Raw genomic sequence first — 22972 nt, 5'->3', positions numbered from 1 at the left:
GGTCTCCCCAGTTCCTCCCACATTTACTTTACCGCCACACAATGAGAACTCTCTCATATCTCCCCCCCCACCCGCGTCCCTAGACTCCTGCGCCGAGACATTCCCCACCGATACCGGCCTTACCATATCGCAGTGCAGCCCCCTGGAGTCTCGTCTTATCCCTGAAATGCCGGGCACTGCGCGAAACAGGATTGACCCTATGAAAACCTCTTTGATCGCCCTTTCCCTGGGCCTGGCTGCCAGCCTGGCGGGCACCGCGGCCTTCGCCAATACCGGCATGATCAACTTCGAAGGCAAGATCACCAGCAGCACCTGCCCGATCGAAGTGGTCAACCCGGAAGACGGCGCCATCGGCAACCAGGTCAAGATGGGCAGCGTCGACGCCAGCCGCTTTACCGCGCCGGGCCAGGAATACCGTGGCAAGAGCTTCGTCCTGCGGGTGAAGGACTCTGCCACCTGTGGCGGCACCGCCAATACCGCCGAGGTCACCTTCAATGGCGTCGCGGATTCCAGTGGCAACTACTTCTCGGTAGGTCCCGACAATGACACGAGTGTGGCCAAGGGCGTGGCCATCGTGATTCGCGACAAGACCGGTGACTCGATCGCCCCCGGCGACACCTCGGCCGAATACGACCTGAATGCCACCGGGCCGACCGACATGCTCTTCAACGCCTACTACCGCCGCACGGCGCCCGCCACCGGCAGCGTCCAGCCCGGTTCGGCCTCGGCCGACGTGCTGTTCGTGGTGGCCGTCAACTGATCGCCCGCTCGCACGCCAGCGACGTGGCCTGACCACGCGCGGGGCACTTCACGCTGCACTTCAGGCGCGAATCCCGCGCCTGTTCCAAAGGTATTGATCCATGCTCGGTTTCATCCCCCCGGCGGCGACGTTACGCGCAGCCCTCGGCGTCGGCACGACCCTGTTTCTGCTGGCCTCGTACACCCCGCTCAGCCAGGCCGCCCTGAGCCTGAACGCCACCCGGGTGGTGTTCGAAAGTGATAAACGCAGTGTCTCGCTGATCGTCAACAATCCCAGCCAGAGCCCCTACGCGGTACAGACCTGGGTCAACACCGCCAGCGACGACACCACCACGGCCGTGCCCTTCATACCCTCGCCGCCATTGTTCCGGCTCAATCCCGGCAAAGAGCAGCAGGTCCAGATCAACGGCCTGCCCAATAACCTGCCGACCGACCGGGAGTCACTGTTCTACTTCAACGTGCAGGAGATCCCACAGGCCGGCGCCGTGGAGGGCAATGTCCTGAATATCGCCCTGCGCACCCGGATCAAGCTGTTCTACCGGCCCGCCCAGCTCAAGGACAAACCGGCCAGCCGTCTCAAGGACCTGCACTGGTCGCTCGAACACATCGGCGGCAAGCCTCATTTGGTGGTGAACAATCCGACCCCCTTTCATGTGTCGTTCAGCCGCATCGAGCTGAGCACCAACGGCCCGCTCGAAACGCTGAACAATCCGGCCATGGTCGAGCCGATGAAGCAGCAGCGCTTTGCCTTGAGCGCGCTCGAACCGGTCGCCGGCTTGCGCGTCAGCTTCACCGCCATCAATGACTACGGCGCGGTCAGCGCGCCCCAGCACGCGCCCGTGCAACTCACCCCTTGAGGCGTGCCCCTCCTGACCTGCGTGAAGACCATCATGACTCCATTGTTTCGAGACCGGCAGCCATCTTGCCGCCAGCGCCTGGTTCATCTGCTGATGCTGGGCGGCAGTGGCGCCCTGGTGTTCGACACCGCGCCGGTACGGGCCGAACCGGCCATCGAGTTTCAATCCGGCTTTCTGCACCAGCACCCTGGATACGCCGGCGACGCCAGTGCCCAGGCCCTCAAGGCACTGGGCCAGCAACACGATCTGGGGCCGGGCCGCTACCGGGTCGAACTGCTGATCAATCAGCGCCCCGCCGGCTCACGGGAGATCGACTTCAGCCCAAGTCCGGAAGGCAATCGCCTGCAGCCCTGCCTGTCCGCCGAACTGCTCGGGACGCTTGGGGTGAAGCTCGAAAGCCTGGCCGATAACGCGCCCTTGTCGGCCGACTGCGTCGACCTGGCACGGCTGATCCCCGGTGCCGACACCCGGTTCGAAGGCAGCCAGCTCAGGCTGGCGATCTCCGTGCCACAGATTGCCATGCGCCGCGACGTGGTCGGTTATATTGCCCCGGAGCATTGGGACAGTGGCATCAACGCGGCCTTCGTCAACTATCAATTGTCGGCACAGCAGAGCAACCATCGCCAGGGTGGCTCCAGCCACAGCGACGATCTCTACCTCAATGGCGGCGTGAACCTCGGCGCCTGGCGCCTGCGCGGCAACCGATCGCTGCGCCAGGACGAACAAGGTCGCCGCGAGTGGAACAGCGCCTATACCTATGCCCAGCGCGATCTGCCCGGACTGAATGCGAACCTGACGCTCGGTGAAACCTTTACCGGCGGCGATATTTTCAAAAGCGTGCCGTTCAAGGGTGCGATCATCGCTTCCGATCAGGAAATGTTGCCGGACACACTGCAAAGCTATGCCCCGGTCATCCGTGGTGTCGCGCAAACCCGCGCCAAACTTGAAGTCCTGCAGAACGGCTACCCGATCTACTCCACCTATGTCAGCCCCGGCCCCTATGAAATCGACGACCTGAGTACCGTGGCCAGTAGCGGCGAACTGGAAATCGTCCTGACCGAGGCCGACGGCCAGGTGCATCGTTTCTCCCAGCCCTATTCCACACTCAGCAACCTGTTGCGTGAAGGGGTCTGGCGCTACAGCGCCGCCCTCGGTCGCCACAACGCAATCGGACCTGGCACTGACGCACAGCTCTGGCAAGGGACTCTGGCCGTCGGCACGGGCTGGCGCACCACCCTCTATGGTGGCCTGATGGGCAGCGACTTCTACCAGGCAGGCAACCTCGGCGCGTCCCGGGACCTGGGTTCATTCGGCGCCCTGGCGCTGGACCTGACCCACTCCAGCGCGACGATCAACCCGCAAACCTCACGGACCGTGCAAGGCATGAGCTACGCGATGAAATACGGCAAGTCGTTCCAGACCGGAACCAACCTGCGCTTCGCCGGCTATCGCTATTCCACCCCGGGCTACCGTGACTTCGAGGAAGCGGTTCGCGAGCGCGAGCGCGATTCGAGCTTCGTCGGCAGCCGGCGCAGTCGCCTGGAGGCCAGTGCCTACCAGAAAGTCGGCAGGCTGAGTTCGGTCAACCTGACCCTGTCCCATCAGGATTATTGGCAGACGAGCTACACCCAGCGCCAATTCCAGCTCGGCTTCAACACCCAGCATCGCGGGGTTTCCTACAATTTCTTCGCCCAACAGTCGTTGAGCAATCGGCCGAACACCCGCCCAAGCGATCAACGGCAATTCGGCCTGAGCGTGTCACTGCCACTGGATATCGGTTCATCGAGCATGCTCTCGTTCGACCTGCAAAACAGCGCCGGACAATCCAGTCAACGCGCCAGCCTGTCGGGCAATGCCGATGAAAACCGGATCAATTACCGGACCAGCGTGAGCGAGGATGCCAATGGACAACAATCCGCCGCGCTCTCCCTGGGTTATCAAGGGACCTCGGGAAATGTCGGCGCCGGCCTGACCCAGGGCAACCATTATCGCAACGCCTCGCTCAACGCCAGTGGCGCGCTGTTGCTCCACGGCGACGGCCTGGAAATGGGCCCTTACCTGGGGGAAACCGCGGCACTGGTCGAGGTGCCCGACATCGCCGGCGTCGGTGTGCAGAACGCCGCCGGAGTGAAGACCAACGACCGTGGCTTTGCCCTGGTGCCCTCTCTGCGACCCTATCGGGCCAACTCCCTGACCTTGCAAAGCGACCAGTTGGGACCCGAGGTCGAGATCGATAACGGTACGGCCCAGGTGGTGCCAAGACGCGGCGCGGTGGTCAAGAGTACGTTCGCGGCACGTACGGTCAATCGCCTGCTGATCACCGGCCATACCGTCGAAGGCCAGCTGCTGCCATTCGGCGCCCAGGTCAGCGATACCCGGGGCAACGAACTCGGCACCGTCGGCCAGGCCGGTCAGGTGCTGCTCTCCGTGGCGCTGGAAGCGCAACGCCTGGAAGTGCGTTGGGGCGAGGACAACGACGTCCGCTGCCATCTGCAGATCGACCCGCAACGGCTGGAGCAGAGCCAGGGCTATCACTTGCAGACCCTGACCTGCCAGCCCGTGGCCGGGTTGTGAACCGACAGACCGATGCTCCAGGCGCCTCATTCAACAGGAAACATCATGAATCGATTGATACGAAAACTGCTGGCGCCCCTGCTGCTGGCTGCCGGCAGCCAGGCTTCGACGGCATTCGCCGCCAGCGATAACTGCGCCTGGGAAGTCGGCAGCGGTCCCCTGGTCTTTCAGGCCCAGTTGGGGACTTTGTATGTGCCGTTGAATGCTCCGGTGGGGAGCATCATCGGCACCTTCGCCCGGCACACCTTCAGCAGCGGAGGCAGTTCGCAACTGGACTGCCAGATCGTGACCCCCGGTGTTGTCCTGAATTTCCAGGCACTGCCCAGCGTCGCCCTGTTCCCCGGCGATCTGCCGCCGATCAATGGCGAGGATCTGAGCGGCAAGGTGTTCAGCACCAATATTCCGGGGGTGGGCGCCTTCGTCAGGCTGGCCTTCCCGTTCGACGGCAGCGGCCTGAACACCTTCATCCCCGTGGACGGTCGCCCCGTGCCCCCCTTCGACGCCTATCAGGACCAGGTCACGGGCCACTTCGCCTTCTCCCTGCAGAGCCTGCGGGCCTATGTCACCCTGATCAAGACCGGCCCGATCCCGACCGGCCCCAACCCGCTGGATGGCGGCGAACTGTTCAGCGGACACTTCAGTGGCGTGGGTAAAGGCTTCAGCTTTGCCGCGCAGGGCACGGTGATTCAGGCGCAGTGCGGCACCACCGGCAACCCGGTGAGCGCCGATCCGGTGCGTTTGGGCGAGTGGGACGCGGCCGACTTCAGCGGCCCCGGATTCAGCACCACGGCGGTGTCGTTCAACATCACCCTCAGCGCCTGCGAAGCCGACCCCGGCGACGAGAATGTCGCCACCGCGACGATCAAGCTCGATGGCGTTCGCGGCTCGCAACCCATCGAGGAAGACCGCGGGATTTTCAGCTTGACCACGGACTCCAGCGCCGCGGGGTTCGGTATCCAGATACTCAGGGGCGATGGCGTGACCCCGGTGGCACTGGGTACCGAGGTGCCCATGATTCCTGTCAGACCGGGCACGACGGTACTGGACTTCATGGCCCGTTTCTACCAGACCGAGGCCCGGATAAGGCCCGGCGATGCCAAGGGCGCCTTGAATTTCACCATCACCTATCGCTAGGTCGACGGGGTCGGCGCCGGTCAGTCAACCAGCGTCGGCGTCATGTAGGGAAAGTCATACCAGTTCGCCTTGTTGTCAAAGCTGGCATAGGAGCGGATGTCGAGGCTTTCGCCACGCAGGAAACGTTGCAGCGCGGTTTTGGAGATCGTCCCCCCTTGCACGGTCCCGCTTGCCGGGACGGGACCGGCGTCGAGCACGGTCACGGTTTCCTGTCCGCCCGTAATGAGTACCCCCCTTACCGTCACCCTGAAGAACTGCCAGGTCGCCATGTACTTCCAGCTCATCTGGGTAAAGGTGGCCACGCCGCCATCATTGATTTGCGAGAGACGCAGGACAGCACTGCCACCACTGCCGCTGACTTTGTCGCACTGGATCGTCGGCAAGTTGGTCAGGCTTGAAATGCTCAGGTTATGCACAGCGGAGGGCAACGGATCAGGCAAACCCGGTACGGTGACCGCAAAAGATACCGGAATCATTTTTCTCACATTACGCGCGATGTAGTCCCGCGGAATTCGATACTCGCGCCCACCGGCGGTAATCGGTGTTTCAGCCCGATAGAAACCGAAAGAGCCCGGTTCGCCAAAAAGGACTGCCGCTGTTTCACCGTCGGAGATAAGGGCGTTTTGCGGGATGGTGACAATGACGCCGCTCAGCACGACACCGGGGGGATTAGGATCCAGCTGGCTGGCCTGCGGGCTCCCCGTGGCTTCGTTGACACGGGCATAGGTCAGGTCACGCGGCGTTGGCGTCGCCTTCACATCCAGATCGACCCGCGCCGACAACTCGCTGATATTGCCCGCGCGATCCTCGACCCGATAACGTGCATAGCCTTCGCGATCACCGAAGTCGACAAATGCCTGGCCTGGATACACCACTTCCAGTAACGCGGGTACCGGGTAAGGCACGGTCATCGAGTCGACCCGCAGTTGATCCGGTTCACCCGTCCCCGATCTTATATTCAGGTACCAGGTGATGATGTCACCCGGTTTGGGCCCGGTGGTGTTCTCATCGTAACGGGGGATCGTCGCCTTGACCTGATCGTTGTTTGCAGCCAGGTAAGCAGCGGTCACGCCGTCATTGAGGATCTCGGCGGGAAAAATCAGTTTGTCCTCGGCCTGGTTCAATCTGGGTTTGGTGGTGTCTATCGTCACATTGGCCGGAAAGCTTTCCGCCGGAGTCGTGGCACTCCAGATTTTCACGGTGTAGTACAGCGCGTGAATACCCTCGACAAGTTTCTCCGCCGGCACTTCAAGTTGACGTTGCACATCGCTAAAAGGTCCTGGGCCCTCCAGGCGCGTCAATGCGCCCAAGGGCGCGCCATCCCAGAAGAGAATGACTTCGTCATAGCGTCCTTCTTGCGGGGCCCAGTTATTCCATTGATCTATCTGAATTTTTAACGGACGCGTCAAATCCCGCGTGTGCACAAGATTCTCTTCTCCACCGGCGATAGGTGGAACGACGCCAAGAGGTTTAGGTATTGGCAACTCTTGAGGCTCATCCTGGCGGGAGTTCCGTTTGGACTTTGACATATTCTGTTCCCTCCTCAGTCAACTGAGTGGTAAACCTGAAATGGATGCCTGGTTTTTTGACTGACACAAGTTCAATCATTTAACGCCGAGCGAAGCCATTTGGGTACTGACAGAACTGCTAAGTTGACAAGACACTTGAATCAGGCTTGTACAGTCGTTTATTAAAAATAAAAGAAGGGCCATGGCGGCCCTTCTACAAAACAATGAATGGATAACAACCCTGTCATCGGTATGACATTACCACTTGTACTCAACCCCGATATTCACACCCCATGGCTGCTTGATCTTGCTGCTGTGGCTGTAATCGAGATCGGCATGCATCTGCACCTTGTCGTTCACCTTCATCGCTGCACCGCCGCCCAAGGCCAGGCGGGACCCGGACAGGTCGTTGTTGAACGTGGTGCTGTTGACCCGCACTTCATTGTCCTTGGCGAATTCATGCACCAGGGCCGCTTTCAGGTACGGCTGGAGGATCTGACCGCCGCCCAGGTCGATATCACGCCCCACCGTCGAACCGACCGTACCCAGCAGGGAACGGCTCTGGTTGCCATCGGCGCTCATGCCATTGTCCAGGGAATAGGACTTGCCCTGCACCGCCAGCGCGGCCGCCTGGACATAGGGCTCGACGAAGTAGCCGTCGTCCAGCTTGATATGCCGCCCGAATTCCAGCGTCGTGCCCAGGCCATTGGTGTTGTAGCTCCCCTTGGCCCGCGTGCCGTCACTGAGGCTGACATTGGATTCATTCTGGAAGCGGTTCAACTTGAGCACGCCGTCGAAGTAGTAACCGCTTTCGGCGTCGAGCCAGGTGGCGTAGGAACCGATATAGAAACTGTCGACCTCACCCGTCGTACCGTACTTCATATCCAGGTTGGAATGGCTGTAACCGCCCAGCAGACCGAACACCCACTGCCCGTCGCCTACCGACGGCAGCGGCGTATCCACGCCAAAGGACAGGCCCTGCTGGTCTTGCTTGTAAGCCATCCCCGAGTTGGCGGACACGTCGTAACGGTTACCGTAGGCGCGCATCCAGCCGCCGGTCTGGCCGCTGTTCATCCGTACTTCGCCCATGCGACCGCGCAGGGTGCTCAATTCGCCGTACCAGACGGTGCGCGAAGCATCGAACAACGACAGGATCGAATCCGTCCCCGGGCTGATGATCTTGCTCGCGGCATCGAGGTACCAGTCATTGGCGCCGACTTGGAGCAGATCGTAGGAGTAAGTGCCCAGGTCCACCCGACCGTTGAGCAGCGAGAACGACGCATCACCGCTGGCGCTGTGCACCACATGGATCTGCTTGTCGGACAACGGATCCGCGCCGCTGCTGGCCACATCCAGGGTATGGCTGCCGGTGGCGGTGCCGGTCACGTTCAGGAAGTCGGTCTGGCCGCTGGCGAAATTGGTATGCATGATGAAGTTGCCATTGCCACTGAGATTTTCCACCGACAAGGTGTAGAAATCCCCAGGCTGGCCAAACTGTACCGAACCACCGCCCATGACCAGGTTCGTCAACTGCCCGTCCTCGACCATGACCCACTTGCCCTGACTGTTGAGCGTCAGCGTATCGACGTTTTCCAGGCGCCCGGTCAGGGTGGCGAAGTTCTGCAAGGTGACATTGGCGGTGCTGCCGGCTTTGGCAATCACATCGCCGACCAAATCGCTATTGTCAGCCAACAAATTCGCGGTAGCACCGCCACGCACATCCAGAATCACGCCATTGCCACCCACCAGCGTCGAACCGTTGCGCACGTCGATGGTGAATGCATCCGCTGGCACGCCGAGAAAATCAACGACGACAGCGGCTCCTGTTTCGCCAACGACATTGCTCTTGTCAAGCACCAGGCTGGCAGCAGGAAATGCTGTGTCTCCAGAAAATACCAACACCCCGTTGAGACCACCACGAATATTACTCTGGCTGGCCGTAACCTGTCCGCCGGCCATCTGTAGACCCGCACCATTAGCGTCGGTTGCCGTTAATTGAGTCGTGTCCAGCGTCAACACGCTCGGCCCTCCCACTAGCGCCCCGGTCAAGCCGCCGCTGATCACACTACCCACTACCGTGGCCGTCGAGCCGAGGGGGTTGATGGTATTGTATGAAAGCGACAAGCCCGTTCCGGCGCTGGTCAGCGTGCTACCGACAATATCCGCATGAGAGTCGACCAGTCCGACAGCGGCCAACGTCCCGGTCGCCGTCACGACAGAGTCATTGAGCGTGACACTGGATGACGTCTCGGCACGAATTTCCTTGGTGCTCGCCCCATTGGCCGTCAAGCCGGACTCCCCCGTGACCAGATAACTGTCGGGGGCGGTGCTGCCACCGATGACCACTTGCTCACCGCCACTGATAATTCGCGCCGCCATACCCTGCTCACTTACGAGCAACAACGGTACAACCATGACAATTTTTACTACCCGCGAAATCCGGCTTAGCGAAAAAGGAACGATCACATTCATCTCGGAAACTCGTGTTGGTCAAATAAAGACAGAAAAAACCGATATCGATGCAGGTCAAATCGACCCTACTCACATAGGACGCACAGGCTACAGAATCGGAAAAAACCCATATGTAGGAATTTTCCTTTAACAACGTAGTAAAAACACACAATTACACCCCTCCCAAATAACAAGAAAGGCTCCTTTACAGGAACCTTTCTTGTTTATTTTCGAGTGGTTAATCTGGGGGGTGGAAGAATGCAAGAGTCCTCCGCCTCAGGCCCGGCACCCATGGCAACCAGTACCCATGTCGGCTCGCAGAAATATCCATTTGCCCCATACTCCACCAACCCCATACCGGTTTGATCGTTATTGCCACCGTAGGTAGGCTTCAAATGTTTTTCATAAGGAACAAACCAATCTATCCCGTCGGTCTCCTCCTCCTGCGACACCGTAAAAACCGTTCTCAAATCGGTATCCGGAATTTCCGTTCTTCTGTCCATCTTGTAACTTTGCCATGTCGCTACCACGGTATCATTTTCATGTATGTATTTTGAGGGTGGAATATGAACCCAGATCCCCCACACCAGCGACCCGCCCACCGTATGTTGCTGCAAGGAGCCACACGTCAATGCGAAGTCGTCGTAGAGATCCGGGAAAGTCGGCGGATCCAGCGTAATAGTGATCACATCAACATCAACTTCCGTGATTTCGGACTCGTGTGGGTTATGAACGTTGGGTTTGGTCAAGGTGTAATACAATTTGACGGCGGGATCGTTCGCCACTTTTTCGATCTCCGCCCAAGGGAGAGTTCGTTCCACCTCATAGTCCGCGGGTTCAAGTCCTGTAATCAGGTACGTGGCAACCGCCGTCCCGCCCCAATAGAAAGTGACGGTAATACCGTGCATCTCGACTGGCGACGTATCGAATAGAATCAGCTTGATTTTCGCATCTTTATTTTCTGTTCTCAGTTCATCCTCGGTACCGTCATCGTCATAAGCATGAGCATGGTTCAGTAAGGGGTTCGGACCCGGGATCCCGGGATTGACCGGGCCGGCGTATTCGAAGTTGACCTTGACGGCATAGGGCGTGGGGTAAGGAGTAGGATAATCCCCGCGCAAGACCGAATAAACCACCTGAACAGTTTGCTCCCCACCCTGAGCGAAATTGTAGGCCGCGCTCATTTTGTCCCAATACATAGGCACACGGATTGGAAAGTCTGCGGCGCCAACAACGGGTTCAGGTGCCATGACCTCATCTTTCCAGGTTACACGGATCCGATCATAAGGCTCATGATTGTCAAATGACTGGATAATCGCGTACACGCCCCTATCCGCCGCTTTCAGATCGACAAGACCATAAGCCTCCTGCGCATCCACCGTCAGCGCTTGCAAACCGCTCGGAAGAGCACCCAGCGCAATCTGCACCAATGTAGGCCACGAAATAACACTGTCATTTCCGGCCTTATCAAACAATACATAAATCAAATAGCGGGTACCGCTGCCTACCTGGGTGACCAACCGAGTGGGCAGCACTATATTTCGAGCTGGCGGTAGAGGATCTGCGAGATACAGATCCGCCGGATCAATATCATCAAAATGCTGCGGAACAGTTGCCAACAAGGCGACAAACGCCTTGACAGCCGCCTTATTGTTTTCTTCAGTGAAATCAGGAATAGTGCCTGGCAACCCGTTATCGGATATCAGTGTCGCATCGGTAATGACCGGACGAGTCACTACAATCGCACTCTGATCTAGAGGTGCCAACTGAGGCCCTGTGCGATCGATGATGATATTGGAAGTATAGGATTCAGTTTCCTCCCCAAGCCATGATTGGACACGATACCTGAAGCGGAACAGGCCTTCACGCTGGGCAAACATTGAAACTGGAATCGTACGAGGCAATGGAAAATGATCGTCTGGAGTCGTTGGAGGTCCATATACGGGATCAGGGGTACCAATGGGCTGGTAGATGCCTTCTCCGTCCGGCAACCATTCAAGTATCAGGAAATCGAACCGGGTGGGGTAATCGATTGTCGGACGATTATTCCAAATAGGAATCTCTACCTCGATGGGGGTCTTCAATTTGTCTGACGGCAGCAATCCCGTCGGAGCCCCAGGCATGGCGTCCGCAATATTAGGCGGGTTCAGTTCTCGCCCATCACCGGGTAGATTGAAGGCCTTGTTATAGGCGATAGAGTTTTTAGCGTTCTTGGACATGCTTGCCACTCCCGTCAGTTTCTTTTCTGAACAACCATGCACAACGTCATGGTCATAAACAAAAGGGGGAAACCGAATCGAGACAACAGCCCACGGACACTTCGAAGGTTTTCGCCGGCCACTGATGGCCTGACAGCGATTTAACACCCTATTTCAGACGGCGGATACTGTCAGAAATAACAGGTTTTGCCGTTTGAACGCATTTTTCTAATCGACCGCTATCGCCGGCAAGCCGGCGCCCACAGAAGCCTGTGCTCACTCCAATCCAGCGTTCACAGCAGCCCCTTGTGGGCGCTGGCTTGCCAGCGATGACCGCGCAGCGGCCGCCCTTCAGAAGTGCACATCCTCCGTACCCAGCACCTGCACAAACGCGCCGTTCAAGGTCGCGTTGTGATGCTCGATAATCGCCCGCGCCGACAGCCCGGGCGTGTCCATGCAGGTATGGGCATCGCCGACCAGCACCGCCTCGAAACCCAGATCCCGGGCCAAGCGGCTAGTGCTATCGACACAATATTGAGTCTTCATCCCGACGATCACCAAGCGCCCGATCCCGGTATCATCCAGCTGCTCGGCCAACCCGGTATTGAAAAAACAACTGGGGCGCGTCTTGTCGAGCAAATGATCCGACGCAGGATCCACCTGCAGCTCCGGCACCAATTGCCACAGGGCACTGCCCGGCGCAATCGGCGAACCTTCCGGCCCGCTATGCCTGACCGCGAAAACCGGCGCATTGGCCTGCCGCGCCTTGCCAATCAGCCGATTGATATTCTCCAGCACCCGCAGCCCTTCCCAGGGCTGGTCGGGGCCATGGAACAAACCGACCTGCATATCGATGATCAACAGGGCCGAACGCTGTGTACTCTCTGCTTGCATGGGGACTTCTCCTTCCGTGTGATGCCAGCAAAGGCCCAGAAACCAAAAGGCCCCGTCCATTGCTGGCGGGGCCTGGGTTCACTGCGTTTACCGACTCACGCACCGACCTCACGCCCGCCATGGGCGGTCGTGGTGGTCCGGGTGAGGTTCAACAGATTGCGATTCATGGGTTCGATCATGCTACGGACGGTTCGAATATGGCAATCCCATCCTGGCGAAAAAGGCGACAGCACACAGGCTCAGAAGCGCAACCGCCAGTGCCCGTTACGGCGCAGGTCGACCACCGATAACGGCTCGATATCGATCGCATTGAAGGAAGCCGGGCCGGCCCCCAGGGCATGCAGCAGCGCCGCGCGGATCACGAACGGATGGGTGACCACGATAAAATGCCCCTCCTCGCGAAAGCCGTCGAGCCAGGCCCCGACCCGGGCGCACAACGCCGTCACCGACTCTCCCGCCGGCGGAACCTGCGTCGGGTCTGTGGTCCAGGCCGCCAGCAACTCAGGCTCACTCTCCAACAAGTCCGTCAGCGTGAGCCCATGCCATTCGCCCACATCCAGGTCACCCAGCTCAGGAACGATTTCGACCTCGCTCCCCAAAGCCTCGGCGGTCTGCCAGGCCCGGGTTTCCGGGGCACTGAGGATGCGCACCGGTTTCTTCAGGCGCGCCGCCAGTTCTGCGGCCTTGAGCAAGCCCTTGGGCTCGACCGGTTCGTCCAGAGGGAAACGTCTCAGGCGCTGGGCCTCGGTGCGGGCATGGCAAACAAAGCTCAAACGAATCGACATAAGGGTGTGTTCCGAAAGGCAGTCCGTGTCGTGGCTCAACATACCGGGAAGTCACCTGGCCCGTATTGCAAGTATCGCTCAAGGGAACAAAGGCTTGAATGCGACGTTCGGCTGCAGAGCCAGCTAGTATAGTCAGCTGATTTCATCCCACGAGGAACTGATCGATGTCTGCTGCCCTGTTCAAGAAAACCCTCGGCGCCCTGCTTCTGCTGGCCGGCCTGGCCGGTGCGAACGCCGCCTTCGCCCATGCCCACCTGAAAAGCGAAAACCCGGCCAAGAACGCCACCGTCAGCGCCCCCGGCGAATTGCGTCTGGTGTTCAGCGAAGGGGTCGAGGCGGCCTTGACCAAGGTCGACGTCAGCAGCGCCGATAAGGCAGTCGTGCTGAAAAGCATCGCCACCGATCCGGCCGACAAGAAAACCCTGATCCTGACCCCGGCCGCGCCCCTCCCGCCAGGCGAGTACAAGGTCGTGTGGCACGCCGTGTCGGTCGATACCCACAAGAGCGAAGGCAGCTACAGCTTCAAGGTGGGCAACTGAGTCTATGCAAAACGCCATGGTCCTGTGCCGCTTCCTGCATTTCGCCGTGGTGTTGTCGTTGTTCGGGGCCTGTCTGTTCAGGCCCTGGCTGATCGGCAGCGCGGCCAGCCCGGCACTGGATCAACCGCTGCTCGGGATCAAGCGCTGGCTGGCGCTGCTGGGCGTGCTCAGCGCCGCGGGCTGGTTGCTGCTGACCACCGCCAATATGACCGGCGACTGGGCCGACGCCCTGAATCCTGCCACCTTGCAGTTGGTCCTGGGCAAGACCTTTTTCGGTCAGGTCTGGAGCTGGCACCTGGGCTTGTGCCTGCTGCTGTTGCTCAGCCTGCTGGCCGACGCCCGCCCGGCCGTCAACCTGCTGCTCGGTTTCCTGCTGCTGGCAACCCTCGCCCCGGTCGGCCACGGCGCCATGCTCGAAGGCCTCGACGGGCACCTGCTGATGCTCAACCAGTTTATCCACCTGAGCGGCGTCGGTGCCTGGGTCGGCGGCCTGATGTTGCTCGCCCTGCTGCTGAGCCAACCGGCGGAACACGACATCAAGCGGGTCCTGCAACGCTTCGGCGAACTCGGCTATCTGCTGGTCGCGGTGATTATCGTCACCGGTCTGATCAATGTCCGTGTGCTCACTGGCGCCGTCTGGCCGACGCCACTGTTCAGCGGCTTCGCCCTGATCCTGCTGATCAAGGTGCTGATGGTCGCGCTGATGCTCGGGCTGGCCCTGTTCAACCGGGTGATGAGCCCGCGCGGACGCTTCAGCGTGTTGCGCACCAGTGTGACGGTCGAATGGCTGCTCGGGCTGGGGGCGATTCTCGCGGTATCGCTGCTGGGTACGTTACCGCCGATGCTGATGGCCTGAGCCCGCCCGGGCATGGCCGGCGAACAGCGTGGAGCCGTCCGGACTTTCATACTCCCGTTCGCAAAAAAAACTGGCTCATCTAATCATCTATATGAATCCTTCAGGTATATTCCTTCCAACCGCGTAACAAAATAATACAAGAAGGGGTTCCCGTTGGATCTTTCACATGCCGCGTGGCTTGCCCACGACACCCGCCTGATCGTCTGCTGCCTGCTGGCGATCGCCACCATCATCGTGCTGATCAGCCTGACCAAACTGCCGCCGTTCCTGTCCATCCTGATCGGTACCTTCGTCGCCGGGATCGGCGCCGCACTGCCCGCTGAAGAAGTGGCCAAGGCCTTCAGCAAGGGGGCCGGCAGTCTGCTCGGCGAAGCCGGGATCATCATTTCCCTGGGCGCCATGCTCGGCGCGCTGATGGCCGAATCCGGGGCCGCCGACCGCATTGCCTCGACCCTTCTGCGCCATGCCCGGGGCAAGGCCCTGCCCTGGGTCATGGCCATGGTCGCGATGATCATCGGCCTGCCGCTGTTCTTCGAAGTCGGCCTGGTGCTGATGGTGCCGATCATCTTCGTGATCGCCCGCCAGTCCGGCCAACCGCTGCTCAAGGTGGCGATCCCGGCCCTGGCCGGCATGACCACCCTGCACGCGCTGATGCCACCGCATCCAGGCCCGCTGATCGCGGTCAGCGCCTTGCACGCCGACCTCGGCATGACCATGCTGCTGGGCTTTTGCATCGCCGTACCGGCGGTGATCCTCGCCGGCCCCCTGTACGGCATCTGGCTGTCCAAGCGCCTGGATGTGCAGGAGCCAGCCGAAATCGGCGCGCTGTTCACCGCCAAGGTGCAGACCCGACGCCAACCGAGCTTCGCCATCTCGCTGTTGATCATCCTGCTGCCGGTGCTGCTGATGCTCGGCAGCACCCTGGCCAAGGTGGCCATGGCGCCGCAAAGCAACCTCGCCTTGACCCTGAAATTCCTCGGCGAGCCTTTGGTCGCCCTGGGCCTTGCGGTGATCGCAGCCGTGATCTGCCTGGGCTGGTCGATCGGCATGGCCCGTGACCAGGTCGGCAGCGTGCTGCGCAAGAGCCTTGGGCCGATTGCCATGCTGCTGCTGACCATCGGCGCCGGCGGCGGCCTGAAACAGACCCTGCTGGAAGCCGGGATCAGCGACACCATCAGCAAGGTCGCCAGCGGCGCCAATATGTCCTACGTCCTGCTGGCCTGGCTGATTGCCGTGGCGCTGCGCCAGGCCACCGGTTCGGCCACCGTGGCGACCACCACCACGGCGGGTATCCTCGCGCCGCTGATGGCCGGCCTAGCCACCACCCAGGCCTCGCTGGTGGCCCTGGCCATCGGTGCCGGCTCGGTGTTCTTCTGCCACGTCAACGATGCCGGCTTCTGGATGGTCCGCGAGTACTTCGGCTTGCAGCTCAAGCAGACGATCTGGGTCTGGTCGGTATTGCAGACCATTGTTTCAGTGGTCGGGCTGATCGGCACGCTGTTGTTGTGGCGGTGGTTCCAGTAAACCGCAGCCGATGATTGCCCGAAGCCGTGCCGGCGGGCCATCGACCCGTTCCGGCTCCTACAGGTTTCGCGGCGGTTGCAGATTCCGTAGTGAGTTCAGGATTGCTGCTCAGTCCTGCGAATAGGCAAAGCTCTTCAACACTTCGCCATCCATCCGATAGCGCACCCATTCGCTCTGCGGCTGGGCGCCGATGGATTCGTAGAAGCGAATCGCCGGCTCGTTCCAATCCAGCACGCTCCACTCCAGGCGCCCGCAGTCATTGGCGCAGGCGATCTTCGCCAGATGCCGCAGCAGCTTCTTGCCCGCCCCGGCACCGCGTTGTTGCGGCGAAACGTAGAGGTCTTCCAGGTACAGGCCGTTACGCCCGAGCCAGGTGGAGTAGCTGAAGAAAAACACTGCGAAACCGACCGGCTCGCCGTCACGCAGGCAGATCAGGCCGTGGGCCGTGGCGCCTTCGCCAAACAGGCTGCGCTCGATGTCGACGACGTTGGCGATCACTTCATGACGGGCCCGTTCGTACTCGGCCAGTTCCGTGATAAAGGCCAGGATCTGCGGCGCATCGCTGGGCCGGGCTTCGCGTATTTCAAGGGACATGGGCGCTTCCAGAGTCGGTGAAGTCGCCCATGCTATGCGGATTGTGCGACGGCTTGAATCACTTCAATGAAAATTCACCATCAGCAGGAGGCCGGTCAGCTGCGTCAAGCTGAGGGCCCGCGCCGCGCCCCAGCCCGAGCAGATGGACGCCCAAGGTTTCCAGGCTCTCCCGATATCCGCCCGCCTCTTCCTCACACCCCATGGCGCGGGGGCTTGAGGCCCGGTTGTGCGAGGTACAGCACCTCATAAGCCTTGCCGGCGCGACGGCGGTCAGGTTCGGATGACGACAGGGTGATCCGGATCAACTGCCAGGCCGCGGCATCCAGCGCGAGGAACACCGCCAGCGTGTCGTCCTGCCGAACGATGGCCTGGTTACGCTCCACCTCCGTCGCCAGCAAGCGCACGCGGTCGGCCTCCGGTGCGACAGGCAAGGCTTCGCGATACAACGCCCGGGCCTGCAGCGCCTTGCCCAGCTGCAAGTCCAGCGGCAGCCAGGCCTCGATATCCGGGCGACCGAATGAGTCGATCACCCGCTGGAACCGCTCGTCCATCAGAAAGCCCGCGGCAGCGCTCGGATCGGACCAGAGATACACCGATGAATACAGATTGGCCTGGGCACCGAAGACGCCGCCTTCCTCGGCAATAAACGCCTTGAAGATCAGCCCCTGGGTCTCGTCCCAAAGCGGCCCCAGTTCGGCGGCCCGACGGCGGATCAAGCCCATGTCATAGTTGGCGGGCAAGCGGTGCGAATACTGTTTGGCAAACATGGCGACACTCCTGTGGGCGAAGGTTATCGAGAACCTGGAGCCAGCTTGCGCAGGATCTATAATTACAACAATATATCGATAAATATATGTGTGATAAGAGATAGATATGACTGAAGCCGTCAAGCCTCTCGATATCGACACCGTCCAGGCCTTTGTGCTGATTGCCGACTTCGCCAGCTTCACCCGGGCGGCCCAGGCCCTGGACACCTCCCAGGCAGCCATCAGCCTGAAACTCAAGCGTCTGGAAGAGCGCCTCGGCTACCGCTTGCTGGAGCGCACACCCCGCCATGTACGGCTGTCGCCTCCGGGCGAGCAATTTATCCACGCCGCGCGCGCCTTGCTCCAGGCCCACGAGCGGGCGCTGGGGGATATGAGCGCCACGCCCAATCGTCGCCTGATCATCGGCATCAGCGACCATGTCGCCGGGCCCGACCTGCCGCTCCTGCTCAGTCGCCTGGCGCACTACGATCCCCTACTGATCATCGAGGTGCGCATCGCCTCCTCCCGGGACCTCAGCGCCGCCTTCGATCGTGGCGAACTGGATGCGGCCATCGTGCGCGGCGAAGGTGATCGTCACGACGGCGAGGTGCTGGTGGTGGAACGCTTCGGCTGGTTTGCCGCGCCCACCTGGCAACACACCCCCGGTAACGTCCTGCGCCTGGCGACCATGGCCGCCCCCTGTGGCGTGCGCCATCTGGCGGTGCGGGTGCTGGATGATGCCGGCATCCCCTGGACCGAAGTGTTTATCGGCGGCGGCGTGATGGCGGTGGGCGCGGCAGTCAGCGCCGGGCTCGGCGTGGCGGCGCTGGCCAGGCGGGTGGCACCGGCCAGGCGGGTGGCACCGGCCGGCGCGATCGAGGTCGGGGAGCAACTCGGGCTGCCGGCCCTGCCGATCACTGAAGTCATCCTGCATGCGCGGCCGACCGATGCCCGCTCGCAGGAAACCTTGCGGGCACTGAGTGCGGCGTTTCGTGGAGTATTGGAACGCTAATCGATCAGGCCTGATTGAATAAATACTTGATAGCAAAATGCCTTCATGATTTAAAGACGGGCCTGAAAGATGTCCGCGGCGGCGGACAGGTTTTCGCCGCTGCGACCCGAGTAGGGAAACTCAAGTTCAAACCAAGGAGAGATCAATGCGTTTCATGTATCTGTGGGTATTGGCCGCCGCTGCGTTGCTGGGCGGTTGCGCCGGCAATCCGATGCAAGTGTCCGCCACGCAAACCCTGCCGGCCGCCGGGCCGGAGAGCGCCCAGGTGGTCTTCATGCGCTCCTCGTTCGTCGGCAAGATGATCGATGCCTCGCTCTATGACGTGAGCGGTGGGCAAACCAAATTCATCGGCATCATGGCCAACGGCAGCAAGGTCAACTACCCGACCACCCCGGGCAAACACACCTTCATGGTGGTTTCCGAAGCCGCCGATTTCCTCGAGGCCGACCTGGCCCCGGGCAAGACCTACTACAGCCTGGTCACCCCGCGCATGGGCGCCTGGAAAGCCCGTTTCTCCCTGTGGCCGATCAGCACCGACCCCAAGGCTGAATACACCAGCACCGGCAAGGACTTCGCCAGCTGGGTCAAGGACACCGAACTGGTCGGCAACTCGCCGCGCTCCCTGGCCTGGTTCGAGAGCAACAAGAGCAGTGTCGAAGAAAAACGCGCGGAATACTGGAAAGTCTGGCAACAGAAAAGTGCCGAGGACCTGGCCAAGCGCACCCTGCACCCGCAGGATGGCCTGTAAGCGGCGCAACCACCCGGGTAACACCTGAGACAAATCGGCCGGGCTCCCATTCGATGGGGCCCGGCCGAATTCGTCAAGCCACAGCCGAAACTAGATCAGCAGGAACAACGCCAGCAAGCCGCCAAAGATCGCCCACTTTTCCAGGTAATAACGCGTGCGATTGCGCTTCTTCAATTCCTTGCCCCGCAGGCGAATGCCGTAGATCTTGGTAAAGAACCTGTTGATCCCACCGGTCTTGTCGTTCGCGTCATTCGGCGAGGCGGCGGCGGACATCACATTACGGCTGAACCAGCGGTTGAACGCCGTCGCCCAGCGATATTTCAACGGACGCTCGACATCGCAGAACAGGATCACGCGGTTCTGCTCGGTCTTGTTTTCGGCGTAGTGGATAAAGGTCTCGTCGAACATCACCGGCTCGCCATCGCGCCAGTGGTAATCCTGGCCGTCGACGTTGATATAGCAGCCCGGATCGTTCGGCGTCTCCAGGCCCAGATGGTAGCGCAAGGAACCGGCGTAGGGGTCGCGGTGGCGAACCAGGCGCGAACCCGGCGGCAACTCGGCGAACATCGCGGCCTTGATGCTGCCGATGCTGTTGAGCAGTTCCGTGGTGCGCGGGCACAGCTCGACGGCGGAAGGATGGTTGTCGCCATACCACTTGAGGTAGAAACGCTTCCAGCCGGTCTTGAAGAAGGAGTTGAAGCCGACGTCGTTGGGCGTCTCGGATTTCTTGATCTCACCGGCACGCAACAGGGCCAGGGCCTCGCTGCGGATTTCCTGCCAGTTGTCCTGCAGCGGCTTGAGCTCGGGGAAGTCGGCCGGGTCCAGGTACGGACGGCTCGGCACCTTGGAGAACAGGTAGAGGAAGCAGTTGATCGGGGCCAGGAAGGTCGAGTGGTCACTCAGTTGCCGGCCCAGCTTGTGCCGGACCTTGCCGCGCAGGTGTACGTACGCGATGGACAAGACGTAAACAGCGATAATGATGAGTTTCACGGGCATCGTCACAGAAGTCGGAAGAACACGCTACCTTTCATGCGCCTGGTGAGCCGGTGCACACAGGCCGGGTCCAGGCGTCGCAAAGGCAGCCAACGCGCTAGGGTAGAACAGCTGGCGTATGGGTTTCCAGTGTTTCGTCTTCCAGACGAAAGCAAAATCACCCTCTATCACAGGATTTTCTTACAGCTTCACTGGCGCACTCCATCCCTGTAGGAGCCGGCTTGCCGGCGATGGCGATCCACGGAGCGCCACCAAAATCCCCGCCTGCCGGCGGATCGCGAGCAAGCTTGCTCCTACAGGAGCCGAATTCAGCCTTCAGCCAGCATTGCATCCACTGCTTGCGTACCGGGCGAAGTCGCCGGCCCCCAGCGGGTTACCGCCAGGGCCGCCGCCGCATTGGCGCGACGAGCCGCCTCGGCGGCATCGAGACCCGCCGCCAGCCCGGCAAGGAATACTCCGGAATGGGCATCGCCCGCGCCGTTGCTGTCCACCGCCCGCACCTTGAAACCGGGCACATGCCGGTGCTCCCCCGCCCGGCTGACCCAGCAGCCGTTCGGGCCATCGCGAACCACCAGCAGCGCACCGTCGGCCAAACGCTCGGTCAGACGGTCAAGGGAACCGGCAATATCCGCCGCACCGGTAAAGCGCAGGGATTCGACGCTGTTGCTGGTCCAGATATCGATGCGCGGCAACAACGCGGCCATGGGGGAAGCGTCCGGCGAGTTGACCAGGGGACCCGGATCGAAGACCACGGTCACCGCCTTCGGCAAGGCCAATACCCATGCCAGCAGCGCCGGCGCCTTGTCCGGGTATTGCAGGCTGTAGCCGCTGACATAGACGTAGTCGTCGGCCTGCACCGAGACCGGCGCCAGATCTTCGGCCGAGAGACCGCCTTCCACGCCGATATAGGAAATAAAGGTGCGCTCGGCGCTGGCTTCAGTCAGCGACACGCAAAGCCCGGTGTCCTTCTCACCATCGCGTCCGAGGGCAATCTCGACCCCTTCCGCCGCCATCGCCTGGCGGGCGATGTCACCAAAGCGCCCGTTACCGTGGCGCCCGAGGTAGACCACCGGCAAACCGTTGCGCCGGGCCGCGGCCATGACATTGAAACCCGCCCCGGCTTCGAAGCTGGCGGCGTTCGCCAGCACATCGCCGCCGGTCGCCGGCAGGTGATCGAGGGACATGACCAGGTCAACCATGACCTGGCCGGTATGCAGCAACTTAGCCATTGGCATTCTCTACAAAAGCGCCACGCCGATCCGCCGCGCCGCCGAGCACGGCGTAGATACCGCCGGCAACCAGGAAGGTAACGATCCAGCCCAGGCCGTTGTGACCCAGCCAGGAGTCGGAGAGGAAACCGCGGAACCAGGTGGTCTCGGCGGTGGTGCCGATGGTGGTGAAACTGAACCCCAGGACAATCGCCACGGCCCAGGCACCGAAAGCGCGCCATTCGATGCCACCGCTATACCAATAGGCACTGCTCGGGCTGACGTCCAGCAGGTCCTTGGCGCTGTAGTACTGGCGATGCACCAGGTCGACCACGAAGATCCCGACCCAGGCGGTGATCGGTACCGCCAACAGCGAGATGAAAGTGATGAACGGGCCGTAGAAGCTGTCGGCGATCAACATGAAGTAGATGGAGCCGACAAAGATCGCGACAATATCGACGATCACCGCATGCACGCGCTTGACCTTCAGCCCCAGGGTCAAGGTCGTCAGGCCCGCCGAGTACACCGACAGGTTGTTCGACAGCAACAGCCCGCCGAACGCGGTGATCAGGTACGGCACGGCCATCCAGGTCGGCAGCATGTCGCGGATCGCGATGATCGGGTCCGTCGCCTGGGCCAGATCGTGGTTACCCACCGACAGCAGGCCGCCGAGGGTGATCAGCAGCACCAGCGGGATACCCGCGCCGAAGGCCGCCGAGGCCACCAGGCGGACGGCCTTGACGCTCTTGTGCTGATAGCGCGACATATCGGCGCCGGCGTTGGCCCAACCGATCCCGGTACCGGCCGCCATGGTGCCGATGCCGATGATCATCGCGCTCATCGGTGCCGGGGTGGCGTTGAACACCGCGCTCCAGTCGATGGTCGCGCAGAGGAAACCGCCCACCAGGATGTTCAGGGCGCCGAAAACATAGGTCGCCCACTTCTGGATCACCAGCAAGGTTGCATGCCCCAGGCCCGAGACCGACAGGGTCAGCAGCACGAAGATGGCGATAAACAGCAGCGTCAGCAACGGTGCGCTCTTGGCCTCCACCGGCGAGTGGAAGAGGATCGAACACAAGGACAGCAGCACGAACGCCGCGGTAGTGGTGTTGACCGTTTCCCAGCCCAGGCGCGACATCAGCGAAACAATGGTCGGACCGATATTGCCGCGCACGCCAAAGATCGCCCGCGACAGGGTCAGGCTCGGCGCGTGGCCGCGCCGCCCGGCGATGGAGATGATCCCCACCACGGCGAAGGAGCCCGCCGCGCCGAGAATCGCGACAATGATCGCCTGCCAGATCGCCAGCCCGCGGAAGGCCACCAGGGTCGCCCCCAGCGGCAGGCCGAGAATACTGATGTTGGCCGCGAACCAGACCCAGAACAGCTGTAGCGGATGACCGTTGCACTCGGCTTCCGGGACCGGTTCTATACCGCGGGTTTCCAGTTGGCCGGCACTTTGTCCGGCATTTGATGAGGTCATGGTATTCAGCTCCTGATGCCAATTGTTGTGGTTGTTGGGCAGTGCGGAAGGTGTAGAAAACCCTGGGCCACTTCCGGGGCCCCCTTCGTCTGCAGTCCATTGCGTGTTGTTA

The 22972-nt window shown here is 61.1% G+C and carries 19 protein-coding genes; 9 read left to right on the top strand and 10 right to left on the bottom strand.

Annotation, left to right across the window (positions count from 1 at the left end; translation table 11 throughout):
* Positions 1 to 199: 199 nt before the first annotated feature.
* The 4 genes from M5B96_RS12770 to M5B96_RS12755 all read left to right on the top strand — a co-directional run bounded on the left by M5B96_RS12770 (position 200) and on the right by M5B96_RS12755 (position 5324).
* On the top strand, positions 200 to 760 hold the full coding sequence (locus tag M5B96_RS12770) for a fimbrial protein (RefSeq protein WP_248797034.1): 561 nt from the start codon (positions 200 to 202) through the stop codon (positions 758 to 760).
* Between the two features lie 100 nt (positions 761 to 860).
* Entirely contained in the window at positions 861 to 1616 is a 756-nt protein-coding gene (locus M5B96_RS12765; RefSeq protein WP_248797033.1) for a molecular chaperone, read from the top strand.
* Between the two features lie 33 nt (positions 1617 to 1649).
* Positions 1650 to 4190, top strand: a complete 2541-nt coding sequence (locus M5B96_RS12760; protein WP_248797032.1) for a fimbria/pilus outer membrane usher protein — start codon at positions 1650 to 1652, stop codon at positions 4188 to 4190.
* A gap of 45 nt (positions 4191 to 4235) precedes the next feature.
* Positions 4236 to 5324 carry a fimbrial protein gene (locus M5B96_RS12755; protein ID WP_248797031.1) on the top strand — a complete coding sequence of 363 codons (1089 nt, stop codon included), beginning with the start codon at positions 4236 to 4238 and terminating at the stop codon, positions 5322 to 5324.
* 20 nt (positions 5325 to 5344) lie between these two features.
* Here the strand turns inward: M5B96_RS12755 and M5B96_RS12750 are convergent, their stop codons facing one another.
* The 5 genes from M5B96_RS12750 to M5B96_RS12730 form a co-directional block, all read right to left on the bottom strand.
* A complete protein-coding gene (locus tag M5B96_RS12750) occupies positions 5345 to 6853 on the bottom strand; it encodes a hypothetical protein (protein WP_248797030.1) in 1509 nt (502 codons plus the stop codon).
* Between the two features lie 237 nt (positions 6854 to 7090).
* Entirely contained in the window at positions 7091 to 9211 is a 2121-nt protein-coding gene (locus M5B96_RS12745) for an autotransporter outer membrane beta-barrel domain-containing protein (protein WP_318654838.1), read from the bottom strand.
* Between the two features lie 296 nt (positions 9212 to 9507).
* Complete coding sequence (locus M5B96_RS12740) at positions 9508 to 11502, bottom strand: hypothetical protein (protein ID WP_248797028.1); 1995 nt, start codon at positions 11500 to 11502, stop codon at positions 9508 to 9510.
* A gap of 330 nt (positions 11503 to 11832) precedes the next feature.
* A complete protein-coding gene (locus M5B96_RS12735; RefSeq protein WP_248797027.1) occupies positions 11833 to 12375 on the bottom strand; it encodes a cysteine hydrolase family protein in 543 nt (180 codons plus the stop codon).
* A 239-nt stretch (positions 12376 to 12614) separates the two neighbouring features.
* Complete coding sequence (locus M5B96_RS12730) at positions 12615 to 13160, bottom strand: histidine phosphatase family protein (protein ID WP_248797026.1); 546 nt, start codon at positions 13158 to 13160, stop codon at positions 12615 to 12617.
* Between the two features lie 164 nt (positions 13161 to 13324).
* Here M5B96_RS12730 and copC point away from each other — a divergent pair, with 164 nt between their 5' ends.
* The 3 genes from copC (at position 13325) to M5B96_RS12715 (ending at position 16079) form a co-directional block, all read left to right on the top strand.
* A complete protein-coding gene (gene copC / locus M5B96_RS12725) occupies positions 13325 to 13699 on the top strand; it encodes a copper homeostasis periplasmic binding protein CopC (protein ID WP_248797025.1) in 375 nt (124 codons plus the stop codon).
* A gap of 4 nt (positions 13700 to 13703) precedes the next feature.
* Positions 13704 to 14555, top strand: a complete 852-nt coding sequence (gene copD / locus M5B96_RS12720) for a copper homeostasis membrane protein CopD (protein WP_248797024.1) — start codon at positions 13704 to 13706, stop codon at positions 14553 to 14555.
* Between the two features lie 153 nt (positions 14556 to 14708).
* Entirely contained in the window at positions 14709 to 16079 is a 1371-nt protein-coding gene (locus M5B96_RS12715; protein WP_248797023.1) for a gluconate:H+ symporter, read from the top strand.
* A gap of 108 nt (positions 16080 to 16187) precedes the next feature.
* Here M5B96_RS12715 and M5B96_RS12710 read toward each other — a convergent pair whose 3' ends face one another.
* Together M5B96_RS12710 and M5B96_RS12705 are read right to left on the bottom strand one after the other, a co-directional pair.
* The gene (locus M5B96_RS12710; protein ID WP_248797022.1) at positions 16188 to 16673 is read right to left on the bottom strand and encodes a GNAT family N-acetyltransferase; all 486 of its coding nucleotides are present in this window, start codon (positions 16671 to 16673) and stop codon (positions 16188 to 16190) included.
* Positions 16674 to 16864: 191 nt separating this feature from the next.
* Positions 16865 to 17440 carry a DUF4865 family protein gene (locus tag M5B96_RS12705; RefSeq protein ID WP_248797021.1) on the bottom strand — a complete coding sequence of 192 codons (576 nt, stop codon included), beginning with the start codon at positions 17438 to 17440 and terminating at the stop codon, positions 16865 to 16867.
* A gap of 106 nt (positions 17441 to 17546) precedes the next feature.
* Here M5B96_RS12705 and M5B96_RS12700 point away from each other — a divergent pair, with 106 nt between their 5' ends.
* Positions 17547 to 18431 (top strand): LysR family transcriptional regulator, encoded by an 885-nt coding sequence (locus tag M5B96_RS12700; protein WP_248797020.1) that lies wholly within the window; start codon positions 17547 to 17549, stop codon positions 18429 to 18431.
* A 145-nt stretch (positions 18432 to 18576) separates the two neighbouring features.
* A complete protein-coding gene (locus M5B96_RS12695; RefSeq protein WP_248797019.1) occupies positions 18577 to 19179 on the top strand; it encodes a hypothetical protein in 603 nt (200 codons plus the stop codon).
* A gap of 90 nt (positions 19180 to 19269) precedes the next feature.
* Here the strand turns inward: M5B96_RS12695 and lpxO are convergent, their stop codons facing one another.
* The 3 genes from lpxO to M5B96_RS12680 all read right to left on the bottom strand — a co-directional run bounded on the left by lpxO (position 19270) and on the right by M5B96_RS12680 (position 22860).
* Positions 19270 to 20169, bottom strand: a complete 900-nt coding sequence (gene lpxO, locus M5B96_RS12690; protein WP_248797018.1) for a lipid A hydroxylase LpxO — start codon at positions 20167 to 20169, stop codon at positions 19270 to 19272.
* A gap of 311 nt (positions 20170 to 20480) precedes the next feature.
* Positions 20481 to 21401 (bottom strand): PfkB family carbohydrate kinase, encoded by a 921-nt coding sequence (locus M5B96_RS12685; protein WP_248797017.1) that lies wholly within the window; start codon positions 21399 to 21401, stop codon positions 20481 to 20483.
* Positions 21394 to 22860 carry a purine-cytosine permease family protein gene (locus M5B96_RS12680; protein WP_248797016.1) on the bottom strand — a complete coding sequence of 489 codons (1467 nt, stop codon included), beginning with the start codon at positions 22858 to 22860 and terminating at the stop codon, positions 21394 to 21396. Before M5B96_RS12680 ends, M5B96_RS12685 begins: the two co-directional genes overlap by 8 nt.
* Between the last annotated feature and the right edge of the window lie 112 nt (positions 22861 to 22972).

It is taken from the genome of Pseudomonas sp. MWU13-2105 (assembly GCF_023242315.1).
Classification (GTDB): domain Bacteria; phylum Pseudomonadota; class Gammaproteobacteria; order Pseudomonadales; family Pseudomonadaceae; genus Aquipseudomonas.
The sequence above is the reverse complement of the archived record's forward strand: the minus strand, read 5'-3'. Positions and strand labels throughout refer to the sequence as shown.

Coding starts and splice junctions, on each gene's coding strand:
- M5B96_RS12770 (WP_248797034.1), top strand. CDS start 200: ATGAAAACCTCTTTGATCGCCCTTTCCCTGGGCCTGGCTGCCAGCCTG.
- M5B96_RS12765 (WP_248797033.1), top strand. CDS start 861: ATGCTCGGTTTCATCCCCCCGGCGGCGACGTTACGCGCAGCCCTCGGC.
- M5B96_RS12760 (WP_248797032.1), top strand. CDS start 1,650: ATGACTCCATTGTTTCGAGACCGGCAGCCATCTTGCCGCCAGCGCCTG.
- M5B96_RS12755 (WP_248797031.1), top strand. CDS start 4,236: ATGAATCGATTGATACGAAAACTGCTGGCGCCCCTGCTGCTGGCTGCC.
- M5B96_RS12750 (WP_248797030.1), bottom strand. CDS start 6,853: ATGTCAAAGTCCAAACGGAACTCCCGCCAGGATGAGCCTCAAGAGTTG.
- M5B96_RS12745 (WP_318654838.1), bottom strand. CDS start 9,211: ATGGCGGCGCGAATTATCAGTGGCGGTGAGCAAGTGGTCATCGGTGGC.
- M5B96_RS12740 (WP_248797028.1), bottom strand. CDS start 11,502: ATGTCCAAGAACGCTAAAAACTCTATCGCCTATAACAAGGCCTTCAAT.
- M5B96_RS12735 (WP_248797027.1), bottom strand. CDS start 12,375: ATGCAAGCAGAGAGTACACAGCGTTCGGCCCTGTTGATCATCGATATG.
- M5B96_RS12730 (WP_248797026.1), bottom strand. CDS start 13,160: ATGTCGATTCGTTTGAGCTTTGTTTGCCATGCCCGCACCGAGGCCCAG.
- copC (WP_248797025.1), top strand. CDS start 13,325: ATGTCTGCTGCCCTGTTCAAGAAAACCCTCGGCGCCCTGCTTCTGCTG.
- copD (WP_248797024.1), top strand. CDS start 13,704: ATGCAAAACGCCATGGTCCTGTGCCGCTTCCTGCATTTCGCCGTGGTG.
- M5B96_RS12710 (WP_248797022.1), bottom strand. CDS start 16,673: ATGTCCCTTGAAATACGCGAAGCCCGGCCCAGCGATGCGCCGCAGATC.
- M5B96_RS12705 (WP_248797021.1), bottom strand. CDS start 17,440: ATGTTTGCCAAACAGTATTCGCACCGCTTGCCCGCCAACTATGACATG.
- M5B96_RS12700 (WP_248797020.1), top strand. CDS start 17,547: ATGACTGAAGCCGTCAAGCCTCTCGATATCGACACCGTCCAGGCCTTT.
- M5B96_RS12695 (WP_248797019.1), top strand. CDS start 18,577: ATGCGTTTCATGTATCTGTGGGTATTGGCCGCCGCTGCGTTGCTGGGC.
- M5B96_RS12685 (WP_248797017.1), bottom strand. CDS start 21,401: ATGGCTAAGTTGCTGCATACCGGCCAGGTCATGGTTGACCTGGTCATG.
- M5B96_RS12680 (WP_248797016.1), bottom strand. CDS start 22,860: ATGACCTCATCAAATGCCGGACAAAGTGCCGGCCAACTGGAAACCCGC.